The organism is Cytobacillus sp. FSL M8-0252, assembly GCF_038007345.1.
Classification (GTDB): Bacteria; Bacillota; Bacilli; order Bacillales; family Cytobacillaceae; genus Cytobacillus; species Cytobacillus kochii.
In genome coordinates, this window is record NZ_JBBOWZ010000001.1 from 2799876 (window position 1) to 2812861 (window position 12986).

General features: G+C 34.8%; 10 protein-coding genes. 1 reads left to right on the forward strand and 9 read right to left on the reverse strand.

From position 1 onward, the window contains the following. The 3 genes from MKX83_RS14055 to MKX83_RS14065 all read right to left on the reverse strand — a co-directional run bounded on the left by MKX83_RS14055 (position 1) and on the right by MKX83_RS14065 (position 4895). A complete protein-coding gene (locus MKX83_RS14055) occupies positions 1 to 1149 on the reverse strand; it encodes an acyl-CoA dehydrogenase family protein (RefSeq protein WP_095372972.1) in 1149 nt (382 codons plus the stop codon). 181 nt (positions 1150 to 1330) lie between these two features. Next, positions 1331 to 3007 (reverse strand): sigma-54 interaction domain-containing protein, encoded by a 1677-nt coding sequence (locus MKX83_RS14060; RefSeq protein ID WP_095372971.1) that lies wholly within the window; start codon positions 3005 to 3007, stop codon positions 1331 to 1333. Positions 3008 to 3086: 79 nt separating this feature from the next. Continuing rightward, the gene (locus MKX83_RS14065; protein WP_341055933.1) at positions 3087 to 4895 is read right to left on the reverse strand and encodes a S9 family peptidase; all 1809 of its coding nucleotides are present in this window, start codon (positions 4893 to 4895) and stop codon (positions 3087 to 3089) included. A gap of 305 nt (positions 4896 to 5200) precedes the next feature. Between MKX83_RS14065 and MKX83_RS14070 the strand changes: the two genes are divergently transcribed. Then, positions 5201 to 6196, forward strand: a complete 996-nt coding sequence (locus MKX83_RS14070) for an aromatic acid exporter family protein (protein ID WP_157733956.1) — start codon at positions 5201 to 5203, stop codon at positions 6194 to 6196. Between the two features lie 314 nt (positions 6197 to 6510). Here the strand turns inward: MKX83_RS14070 and MKX83_RS14075 are convergent, their stop codons facing one another. From MKX83_RS14075 to MKX83_RS14100, 6 genes are all read right to left on the reverse strand, one after another. Then, complete coding sequence (locus MKX83_RS14075; protein WP_095372968.1) at positions 6511 to 6846, reverse strand: hypothetical protein; 336 nt, start codon at positions 6844 to 6846, stop codon at positions 6511 to 6513. Between the two features lie 132 nt (positions 6847 to 6978). Next, the gene (locus tag MKX83_RS14080) at positions 6979 to 7377 is read right to left on the reverse strand and encodes a hypothetical protein (protein ID WP_341055935.1); all 399 of its coding nucleotides are present in this window, start codon (positions 7375 to 7377) and stop codon (positions 6979 to 6981) included. Between the two features lie 143 nt (positions 7378 to 7520). Then, positions 7521 to 8903 (reverse strand): HAMP domain-containing sensor histidine kinase, encoded by a 1383-nt coding sequence (locus MKX83_RS14085; protein WP_341051411.1) that lies wholly within the window; start codon positions 8901 to 8903, stop codon positions 7521 to 7523. Next, a complete protein-coding gene (locus MKX83_RS14090; RefSeq protein WP_322909497.1) occupies positions 8900 to 9574 on the reverse strand; it encodes a response regulator transcription factor in 675 nt (224 codons plus the stop codon). Before MKX83_RS14090 ends, MKX83_RS14085 begins: the two co-directional genes overlap by 4 nt. A 95-nt stretch (positions 9575 to 9669) precedes the next feature. Beyond that, positions 9670 to 10710, reverse strand: a complete 1041-nt coding sequence (locus tag MKX83_RS14095) for a ribonucleotide-diphosphate reductase subunit beta (protein WP_095372965.1) — start codon at positions 10708 to 10710, stop codon at positions 9670 to 9672. A gap of 25 nt (positions 10711 to 10735) precedes the next feature. Continuing rightward, positions 10736 to 12943, reverse strand: coding sequence for a ribonucleoside-diphosphate reductase subunit alpha (locus MKX83_RS14100; RefSeq protein ID WP_307313745.1), 2208 nt, complete (start codon positions 12941 to 12943; stop codon positions 10736 to 10738). Positions 12944 to 12986: the final 43 nt, after the last annotated feature.

Here is a 12986-nt window from a genome sequence, read left to right on the forward strand (position 1 = left end):
TCACATATAGTCTTTTAATATATCTCTTGCGATAATTAGCCGTTGGATTTCATTTGTGCCTTCATAGATTTTCGTTATTCTTGCATCACGATAATACCTTTCAACAGGATAATCAGCGACGTAGCCCATGCCACCATGAATTTGCACTGCTTTGTCAGCCACTCGATTAAACACTTCAGACGCGTAAAGTTTAGCCATTGAGGATTCTTTCACAACTTTCTTGCCTTGATCGACTAAATGGGCGGCTTTTAATGTTAATGTTCTTGCTGCTTCTGTTTCTGTTGCCATATCAGCTAACATCCATTGTATTGCTTGATTCTTTGCAATTGGTTTACCGAACTGAATACGTTCATTCGCATATTTCGCTGATAATTCAATGAGTTTATCACAAGATCCAACTGCCCTTGCCGCTAACCCTATCCGTCCTTCACTTAAAATAGTTAGTGCAGCTACATATCCGAGACCCACTTCTCCTATAACATTTTCTTCTGGCACTTCACATTGATCAAATAATAATTGTGCAGTATATGAACCTTTTAAACCCATTTTTTTATCCTTTTTTCCTACTGTAAATCCAGGAAAATCTTTTTCTATTAAGAAGGCAGTAATCCCCTTTGCGCCTTTGTCTTTATCTGTAACAGCAAAGACCGTAAATACATCTGCTACAGGCGCATTCGTGATGAAATGTTTTGACCCATTAAGAATCCACTTATCTCCCTTTTTCTCTGCTTTTGTCGCAAGATTAGTAGCATCAGAACCTGCCCCAGGCTCTGAAAGGGCAAAACAAGCAATTTTTTCTCCTGATGCTAAAGCAGGTAAGTATTTTTCTTTCAAGTAAGGAGAGCCAAGCCTTACTAAACCTGTACTACCAATACCTGTGTGTGCACTAATTAAACTAACAAAACCATTATGCGTGCGACCTAATTGTTCTAATACAGCGGTTTTCCCAACCATGCCAAGACCAATACCCCCATACTCTTCTGGTATACTCATCCCAAATAATCCAAGTTCCTTCACTTGCTGAACCAAAGAATCTGGTATACGGTCTTCATCTTCAATTTGTTGTGCTAAAGGCTCTACTTCCTTCTCGACAAATTGGTGAACCATCTGCACGATTTGATCGATTTCTTGGTTTTGAACTGTGAACATAAGATCACTCCTTTGTTTGCTTTATTAATATAGATGCAAAAAGCATGCCATCATTTTTAACTCATGATAAATCGTTAATGAATAGCTTTAACACAAGTTATATAGTTATTTTTTCCGCATCATTTAAATCAGCAAAAAAGTAAACGCTTACTTTTTTGATTCAAAAAAGAATAGAGTTGATTCACAAATGAATCAACTCTATTCCATACTTTTTAAGCTTTCTTGAAATTGTCGGCTGGCTTGTATGCAAAGCGGATGCGAGCTCATAGGTTGTTGTACATTTTTTTAAAGCTTTCATAATAGCTTTTTTTTCTGCTGCTTCTACTACATCCTTTAATGTCTCTATTTTTTCATTTTCATATGGAAAATCTATTTCTCGCTGATATTCTGGTGGAAGATCATTCATTGTAATGATAGACTCTTGTGAGACAATAACCAATCTCTCAATTAGGTTGGCTAATTCACGAATATTGCCTGGCCATTGATAATGATATAAAAATTTTTTTACATCATTATGTAGATCTTTGTTGAAATGATACTTTTCGTTCGTCTGTTTTAAGAAATATTCGATTAGAGGATAAATATCCTCCCGCCGATCCTTTAAAGAAGGGATTTCAATGGTAATCACATTTAATCGATAATATAGATCTTCGCGAAAAAGACCTTTATTCACCATCTCTTTTAAATCTCTATTGGTCGCAGCAATGAGCCTTACATTTACATTCTTCGTCTTCGTTCCGCCTACCCGTTGGATTTCCTTTTCCTGAATAACTCTTAACAATTTGACTTGTGAAGCCAACGGTAATTCCCCAATCTCATCTAAAAATAAAACCCCTTCATCGGCTAGTTCAAACATCCCTGGTTTCCCTTGTTTATCTGCACCTGTAAAAGCACCTTTTTCATAACCGAATAACTCAGATTCAATTAATTCTTCTGGAATCGCACCACAGTTTAATTTAATATATTTGCCCTTCATTCTTCTATTGCTTGTTTCGTAAATATATTTAGCAAGAACATCTTTTCCTACGCCTGTATCACCAAGAAGAAGAACTGTGGCATCCACATTAACAATCCTTTCAGCGGTTTCGTATACATGCTTCATTTTTTCACTTTCTATGACAATCGATTGCTGATGTATGTTAATGTTTTGTTTTAACCTTTCAATTTCTTGACGGTAAGAGAGGTTTAATTTATTTGCTTCTTTTAGAGCATTTTGTAGTTCTATCAACTGTGATAAATCTCTAATATTTGTGACAACACTTTCTACTTCACCCGTATCGTCAAAAACTGGACTTCCTGTAAGAAGCAGCGACTCATTGCCAGCTCGATTAAATTGGACATGTGAAATCGTTTCTTTCTTTTCTATCACCCTTTTCGTTAACGAACTCTCGAGAATTCCTCTTTCAATTAAAGCATCGACCTTTTTGTTCATATAATAGTCTTTTGGGATCCCTGTAATTCTCTCCATTGCGGAATTGGTTAAAATGGTATTACCGTTTCGATCGGTTAAATAAATACCATCGTAAGAGTTTTCTATTATTGCTTCTAGTAGCGTATTTGCCTTCATCAAGTCACTTACTTTATTCATTAATTGAGACAATTCGGAAGATAGAATCCCTATATATAAGTAGTGATGTTGTCCTGATTGACTTCTGATAAACAGAAGAAAATCTTCATCCGTTAAAAAGGCAACCTTTATCTTTTCATTACCATACGCATTCCATCTAGGAAATAGGTCGTCAATATATGTAGAAGGCTTCCCTTTTATCAAGATACGTAATGATTCGCTCATCGAAATAATCTCACCAGTGAGCGTTGTCTCTACTGTCAATAAAAGACTACGATTCTTTACAATCATCTACTATCTTCACCTCTTCACATGGTAAGAAAATAGAGGAAATAATTTCACTATATTTCCTCCTAGCTTGGAACGTGGATTAACTATTCGTATCGGCGGTTTTCTTTGTGTGTTGATCAAAAAAAGAGAGAACTTCTTCAAACACAAGCTGCTCATTTTCTTTTTTAGAAAATCCATGTCCCTCATCTTGTAATAAAATATACTTAACTTCACGTCCTTTTTCCCTCAATGCTTGCACAATTTGATCAGATTCCTCTTTCACTACACGGGGATCATTTGCTCCTTGAATAACGAGCATCGGTTTAGTCATAGCTTCCAAATAAGTAATAGGGGAATATTCAGTGAGTTTTTCCTTATCTTTTATGGGATTTCCAACCCATTGATCCATAATCGGTTTCCAATCTTCTGGAACTGATTCTATAAACGAAAATAAATTAGAAGGTCCGAAGATATCGACCACCACTTTAAAATAATCTGGATGTCTACCATGTAAAAGTAGTGCCATATATCCGCCGTAGCTTCCGCCCATTAATAGAATGTCACCTTTCTTTGTATAACCTTTTTCAATGAGCCACTCTATACCAGCTATATTATCTAACCTAGGACCATCTCCCCAATCACCCTCTACCATTTTCATAAAGGACAGCCCATAACCCGTTGACCCTCTAAAATTAGGGGCAAAGATGCTATATCCATGATTGATAAGGAACTGAAAATAGGAACGAAAAGATTTTCTCTCTGCTGCTTGGGGTCCACCATGTGGCCAAAATATAACTTCGCCATTATTTACCTCTTTATTTGCTTCAAACCATAATGCTTCAATTTCTAAACCATCAAATGAAGGATAGTAAATCGTTGTCGGCTCGACAAGCTCTGATTCTTCCACACCTGGTACGTGATATTCAGTTAACTGCTTCCACTTTTCACCCTTTTTGAATTGATAAATATTATGCGGTTTAATAGCGCTTCTTCCTAAAAGATATAAATTTCCTGAGTCATGAACAACTAATTTTTCAATGATATCACAAGGGATTTCTATCTTTTGTAAGGTATTATGATCTAGTGAATAAGCATAAAGAAAATCCTCCACTCCTTTTTCGGAAGTTAAATAGATGATGTGATTACGCTTATCATAATGAATGGAAGAGAAACTTTCATGGTCAAGCCCGATGACTTTACGAAATTGCTTTGTCATGATATTAAATTCGGTCAAATAAGTGAAATTTTCTTTAAAGTTGGTGATCAAATAAATCGTGTCTTCCGTAGTAAACAAAGATCCAGTTACAGTATGCGCCTCTTCCTCTTTTTCAGTTAAACAAAGCTTTTCACTTTCCGTATGTACATAAGAGAGAGAATGCGTATTGGCATATACAGTAGATGAAATATAACTCTCTTCATTTGGACTCCAACTATCTAGAAAGGTCATACCTTCTTTACCCTCTAGGAAAAGTTCTTCTTTCTCCGTTTCTATATGATATCTATAAACATTTAAATAAGTTGGATTATCTTTACCCGAACTATAATATAAATATTGGCTATCTTTTGATAATAAGGGATTAAAATTCCTCGTTTTTTCATTATTGATTAGTTGTTTCAATTTCCCACCACTTGGATGGACTGCATAATATTGCGCACACTCATCCCCATCATGATCAAAACCCGCAAGTATAAACTTGCTATTTTTATCATAGAGGAGACCCATGCACACTTGATTTTTGAATGTTAACTGAACTGGAAATTGTTGCGGCAAATTCATTGCCCATAAATTATAGTAGCCATTTAAATTTGTACTAAACACAACTTGGGACTCATCGGAATTGACGACAAAATCATTAATGCTTAACGTTTTTAAAAACTGATCCATCTCAGGTTTTGGAAATTGAATCATAGAGTTGCCCTCCCTATTAATAGAGTATTCTTATTATTCAGTATACCATACTCTGTTTTACCAATTAAAACCAAACAAAAGCGAACATAGTATGACATTTTTATTTCAAATCTACTTGTTTGCAATAATTTCTCTATAACTGCCCAAAATACCGATAGGAGGAATTACAAATGAGCCTTCTCTTTTTTATATTTTTTTCTTTCTTGTGATTGAAAAAGGTTCAATTGGTCATTCTGTTAATGCAGTGTGTTTACTTAAACTTCCTTCATTATAAATGTAAGGCAAATAGAAAGAGGATACTAACTATGATCAGACTATTTGGAGGACGAATTTTCAAAACAGGCATTTCTGTCTTTATTACTGCATTTCTATGTCAGCTATTTACATGGCCACCAACCTTTGCAGTCATTACCGCTCTCGTTACGATTGAGCCTACGGCGAAAGAATCCATTCGCAAAGCACCAGCTAGATTTCAAGCTTCTTCTATTGCAGCTTCTTTCGCCGTTTTATTTACCTTTATCTTTTCAGATAGTTCGTTGGCTTACGCTCTAACAGCCGTTTTCACTTTGATGATATGTACGAAGTTAAAACTAGAAGATGGCCTACTTGTTGCCGCTTTAACCGGTATGGCCATGATATCAATTGTCCAAGAAGCTTATATGGCAACATTGTTAATGAGACTTGGAGGTACAACACTTGGTTTATTAATTTCAACTTGTGTAAATATATTTATTTTACCCCCGAATTATTTACTAAAAATAAGCAAAACGTCTACTCAGTTAATGAATCGTATGGAAAATATTCTTGTATATGTGACGAACAACATCAAACAAGGAAATAGCAGCAGAAACGAGATCAAACAAGTCATTGCAAAGATTGAGGAAGAAATAGCACATTACCAACAGCTGATACAATATCAAAAAGATGAATGGCGCTTTCATAAATTTTCTAGGAAGGATGTATTTTACCTAAGGCAGAAAGAAAGGCATTTAAATATCCTAAAACAAGCGTTCATCCACTTATTCCAGCTTGTAAACCTTTCTTTGAAAGAGCTTACACCATCACCTTACTTAATGAGATTATTGCAAGATACTATACTGCATCTGAAACAGCCATCAAAGCAACCTAATGAAGAGGACTATTTTCATTTAAGAACACAATATACATTGAATGACAACCACCTTAAAATTGAAGAAAATATGCTCGCCATACAACAACTCATCATGCAGTATCAAATGAATGAAGAAAAGTTAAGAAAACTAAATGAGAGAATAATTAATGTAGAAAATACGAGTATTTAAGTATTTTTTTGAGCGTAGTGTGTAGAAGAGGATTTTATTTTGCAGCGTTATTCAAAATTTGAGCTGTGGTTATTAACTGTTATTTTCTGTTTTGCAAAGGAACTATTACTTATACGGCGCTCTCATTCTTGGGGTTTCGTCTGAGAGCAGCGATTCTCTCATTTAGGATATTTTTATTCTGGGGGCTTTTTCTAAAAGCAAGAATTCGCCCTTATATCACTCTTCTTACAGTTTTAGAAACAAATGAAATTACATTTCAACAAAAAACCACAGATTACTTAATCTGTGGCACTACTTTTCTATATTTATATTGTTCAACATTCATTGCATAGTGTGTATCCTGACACCTTATATCCTTTTCTTCTAAGAAATCGAATGCTCATGTTTTTTTCTATTTTTGATGAAGCAATAACGTGTACGCTCTTTCCATCGATTTCATGATAAAAGCGATGGAGATAAGCAATTGGTATATGCAGACGATGATGAGCCTGATCTACTTTTTCATTATAGTCTCTCACATCAACAATCCGAACATCACTATCATGATTGTCTTGTAACACTTGTGCCTTCACACCTAATACCGGCAAATATCTACTATATATAAAAGTCAAAAGTAAAATGATTAAGAGTATACTAATAAACGTAAGCATTTTTCCCCCTAGGATGTTATATTCACCCTCATATTCTATACCCCTATCGGTATGAAGTCAACAAGAAGAACTCACCATCCACCTATCAATTTCTAAGCGTCATTTATTTTTTCTAAAACCTACAGCTGAAAGCTATTTTTTAATATCACTTTCATGTTTTGTAAAAGTAAGTAATAAGAAAAGAACAAAGCTAATCAATAGGATACTTCCTCCAACAATATAAAAAACCGTATTAATCATCTCTGGCATAAAACCTAGCTTAAAGATAAACATAGCCATTCCAGCTGTTAAACCAATGGTGCCGATAATGGCACTAGTGACATGTAATTTTGCAAGGAATCTTATCTTTGGAGTAAATAATTGATAATATACCGCCCATGCGAAAAGTGATAGCCAGCCAACAACTAAACTATGAGCATGGATGGGTTTGAAAGCATAACTACCTGCTCCGGCCATATGTGATCCTAGAAAAGCACCTATCACTGCAAAGATAGCAGAAAACCTGAGTAATATTTTGCTAAATTTATTCAATTGACACTCACCCTTTTCATCTTCATTCATTTGATTTTATTTTGTCATCATATGTCCTATCTCACCTTTTATGACTGACAAAATAAGGTTATAGAATGAATATGAACGGAGTATGAACAATGGTTTACAATAGAAATGTTTTACTAATTCGATTGTTTTGGTAGCATAATTGTAAAAATCGTTCCTTCTCCTTCTTCACTTTCAACTCGCACTTCTCCTTGGTGAAGATCTACGATTGAATAAACAATGGAAAGTCCTAAGCCAGAACCAGCAATGGAACGATTTCTAGAAAGGTCGGAACGATAAAAACGATTGAAAACCTTTTTCATTTCCTCCTGATTCATCCCAATACCATTATCCTGAAATTGTACTTTTATCCAGCCCCCTTCTTCTTTAAGAATAATGGAAATATCCCCATTTTCCTTTCCATATTTAATGCTATTTGTGAGTAAATTTTCCCAAACAGAATAAAGCAAGGAGGGGTCCCCTTCGATCATACATTCAGGCAATGAATAACTTAGCATCATGCCTTTGTCTTCTAAATGCCACTGATATTGTTTAATCACTAACTTTATTTGTTCACTCATATTAAATAAAACGATATTCACCATATCTTTCCTATAGTCGATAGAAGATAATAATAACAATTGATTTGTTAAAACAGACAAACGGGTTACTTCTTCTTCCATCATAGTCATTTGATTCATTTCTTCATCTGTTCTTTTCTTTTCCTTAAAAAGATGTAAGTAACCTTTTATATTTGATAAAGGCGATTGAATATCATGTGAGATATTTGTAATAAATTCTTTGCGCATTTCATTTGCTGCTTCTAATTTTTTCGTCATTTTCATAAAACTTTGAGTAAGAGAACCAATTTCATCTTTTCTATTAGTATGTAACTCAATACTGTACTCTTCATTAGCAATTACTGTTGTTGCTTCATTTAACTTTCTAATCGGCTTTACAATATACTTTGTACTGATGAACACGAATAAAATACTTAATAAGAGGATACCAATCAATAACCAAGCAAACATAATGTGCATTTCGCTAAATAAAAGGGAAATGTCAGGTCTGAGAAAAAGAGCATACTCCCTTCCTTGATAAGTAAATGGTACACCGACAGTATTTTTAAGTTCGTTAGCAAAAAAACCGGTCACAAATGTAGCATGTGGAAAGAGATTAATACCGTGATAAATCCGACCATTCAAGACTTGTTGAACAGCAGCACTACTTAAATTATGTTCGCGATACTCCGCTCCATAAAAAGATTCCTCTCCAAGACCATCAGTTACAAATATTTGATAACCAAAAGAGCTGATATGCGTAAGATATAGTTCCTTATTGATTTGTGGATTCTCCTCCATGAAGGTAATAGTAGCTTTCGCCATTTCTGTCACTTTGGCATCGTTTTTGGGCTTTAATGTTTGTTGATAATATGCATTGCTCAAAATAAATGAAATGACACTGCTTAGAAGCATAATACAAATGGTTGTGAGAGCAATTTTTGAGTAAAGTGTTTTCATTTGGCTATCTCCAATGAATAACCGATACCACGAATCGTTTTTATTATTACATCCACCTCTAACTTAGATAAGCGGCTACGTAAACGTTTAATATGTACATCAACGGTCCTTTCATCCCCAGAAAAATCAATGCCCCAGATTTGTTCAATTAATTGCTGTCTACTGTACACTCTATTTTGGTTAGCGGCCAGAAAATATAATAACTCAAATTCCTTCAGTGGTAATAGATAGGTTTTATTGCTCACTTCAATTTCATAGCTTTTTTTATTGATATATAATCGGTCGAGCTTGATACTCGTTGTTCCTACCTTACCATATCTTCGTAATAAAGCATTGACACGGAATAATAACTCTTTCGGCTCAAATGGCTTTACCACATAATCATCTGTACCGACTGAAAATCCCTTTGCTTTATCATCTAATTGTCCCTTTGCCGTAAGCAGGATAATCGGGAGGTCAAAATCCCTACGAATCGTTTTTGTTAGTTGATAGCCATCCATGTTCGGCATCATTATATCCGCAATAACAAGATCGACTACTTCCGTTTCTAATATTGCCATCGCATCCTGTCCATCTTTTGCCTCAGTGGTGTGATAGCCTTCTTTTTGTAAACTATCCTTCATTAAATAGCGAACATGTTGATCATCATCAACAATTAAAATTTTTCTCACAAGAAACACCTCTTCTTCTTAAAGCTTATCATTTCTTCAATTATTAAGAAGAAATAATAAACCTTGCATATGATATGCAAGGTTTATTATAAAACTTATAATTCATCAAATCCATTATCGACTTGATTCACTTTTGTATATTGTCTTGATTTTTGTTCGAAGAAATCAGATTTGCCTTGATCTACCTCTTCATAAGCAACAATCCAACGGAGTGGATTTTTACGGAATCCTTCAAACGGTCGTTCAAATCCTAATTGATTACTGCGGACATTGGCATAAAATTTGATGTATGCTTCAAGGTCAGTAATAAGAATACCATCCATTTTATCACCGATTACCTCACGTGCCCATTCAATTTCGAGATCTGCAGCTTTTCTAAAGGTATCTTTTACAAATTGTTGCAATTCTGGTGTGTTTAATTCAGGATGCTCGTTTAAGATTTCTTTAAAGATTTTTACAAACAAATCAACGTGAATTTGTTCATCACGATTAATATAGTTAATCATCGTTGATGTAGATACCATTTTTTGATTTCTCGCTAAATAATAGAAGAAAGCGAAACCGGAATAGAAGAATAAGCCTTCTAATACTACATCATAAACGATTGATTTTAACATATTTTCCGCCGTCGGTTCTTTTACAAAATCTTTATAACCATTTGTAATAAAATCATTTCGTTCTCTTAATGTTGGTTCTGTACGCCAATAATCGAAGACCTCATCTTGCTTACTTTTTGAAACGATCGAAGAAAGAATATAAGAATACGAGTGATTATGAATAACTTCTTGTTGTGCAAGAATAATCATTAACGCTGAAAGACTAGAATCTGTTAAATAATCTGCTGTCTTCCCAGCATAGTCAGTTTGAATGCTATCTAGTAACGCTAGTAAACCGATAATCTTTAAAAAGGCTTCTTGTGCGTCCTCAGATAACTCAGGGAATTGCTTAATATCTTGAGACATATTAATTTCAAATGGTGTCCAGAAATTAGATAACATCTTTTTATATTTAGGGTAAGCCCAGGAAAATCTTACATCATCCCAGTTTAAAACGTTCGAACATTCTCCATTAATAATACCTGTTGAACGGTTTGGTGCTTCATGATTCATAATGGGACGTTTATTTAAAGTGTTCATTTATTTCATTCTCCTCTCGGTGAAATCAGCTAGAGCATGATTCACAATCTTCAATATCTGTGGAAGTAGAACGTAAATAATACGTTGTTTTCAGCCTGTTTTTCCATGCCGATACGTGAAGATCTAATAATTCCTTTGCTTTAATCGTATTTTTAATATAAAGATTAAATGACACTGCTTGGTCAATATGCTTTTGACGTTTCGCATTTTGAGCAATGCTCCATTTTTGATCGATATGGTAAGCAGATTTATAGTACCACGTAGTTTGAGCGTTTAGGTCTGGTGCAGTTACAGGAATACGATAGTCTTTTTTCTCCTCTGAGTATTGCTTGTTGAAGATTGGATCAATACTCGGTGTACTACCTGCAATTAATGCAGTTGACGCATTTGGTGCTACCGCTTGTAAATAGCCGTTTCTAATTCCTTTTGCTCTCACTTTTTCCATTAGTCCTTGCCAATCAAGTTCGCTATCAGCATTCAGGTAATCTCTTTTTTCGAAATAGGCACCTGTTTGCCAATCTGAACCATTGAATGCGGGGTAGGCTCCCTTTTCCTCAGCTAGATTCATAGAACTTTCAATTGTTAAGTAAGCAATTTTCTCGTAAAGTCGGTCTGCAAATTCTAATGATTCAGGGCTTTCCCAAACGACCTTATTAGTAGCTAATAAATGATGCCAGCCGAAAGTACCTAAGCCGATCGCGCGATACTTTTTATTCGTTAACTGCCCTTGGATAACAGGGATTTTATTAATATCAATTACATTGTCCAGCATTCTTACTTGAATAGGAATCAATCGTTCTATGACTGCTTCATTCACTGCTTTGGCAAGGTTAATAGAAGACAGGTTACATACGACGAAATCTCCAGGTGTTTTCTCGATGACAATTTTACCATCTTTTGTATACTCTTCTTCTCTTGTTGTTACACTTTGATTTTGAACGATTTCAGTACAAAGATTTGTACAATAGATCATACCTGCATGTGCGTTTGCATTCATACGGTTCACTTCATCCCGATAGAACATAAATGGTGTTCCAGTTTCTAATTGACTACGCATGATAGACTTCATAATATCGATAGCAGGAATTTCCTTCTTCGATAGCTCTTCATTATTGACGCATTCTAGATATTTCATTCTAAAAGTACCTGCACCAACTTCTTCATCATAATAATCTTCTAGTGAGAAGCCCATTTTTTGTCGAACCTCATGTGGGTCAAATAAATACCAGTTACTACGCTCTTCTACTTTTTCCATGAATAAATCAGGTAGACATACACCGGTAAATAAATCATGTGTACGTAATCTTTCATCACCATTATTTAACTTTGCATCAAGGAAAGAGAAGATATCCTTGTGCCAAACGTCTAAATAAACGCTAATTGCCCCTTGTCTTTGTCCAAGTTGATCGACACTTACAGCTGTATTATTTAGTTGTTTCATCCATGGAAGCACCCCAGATGAAGCGCCTTTGAACCCTTTAATCATACTACCTCTACTACGAATCTTACCTAAATAAACGCCGATTCCACCACCATTTTTAGATAGTGCAGCAATGTCTGTATTACTGTCATAAATTGAATCTAGACTATCATCAACTGTTTCGATAAAGCAGCTAGATAGTTGTCCCCAATTCTTACCTGCATTAGATAAAGTTGGTGTAGCTACGGTCATAAATAAGTTACTCATTGCCCAGTAAGCTTCTTTTACTAATTGCAGCCGATTTTTTTCTTCTTGATGCATAAGAATCATTGCAATAACCATCCAGCGTTCTTGAGGCAATTCAAAAATCCTCTTTTGGCGATCTTTTGCTACATAACGATCCGTAAGCATTTTGATCCCGAGATAAGTAAAGAGCTGATCTCTTTCAGGGACAATTTCTTTGCCTAATTCATCAATTTCTTCTTTTGTATAACTAGATAATAAAATAGGACTATAAATATCAATATCACTTAATTGTTGAATTAAAGAATGAAAATCACCATAAGCCTGACCACTGTACCCTCGGTTCTCAGCTGCTTGTTGATAAATCTTCTTTAAATATAAATGGGCAGCCACATATGTCCAATCAGGTTCATTAACATTTATGTAAGAAAGACATTCTAGTATTAACTGATCGTAGAAACTATCTAACTCTAAGTGATTTAATTGATCTGCACGCTTTTCTAACGCACTAATTGGTAAGTTGTTGAATTGTTGATATAATTGTTCAAAATTGACTGTCGTATCAATCATTGTTTTCAAATTCCTTCCTCCTTCAAACTATTTCTATCAAATT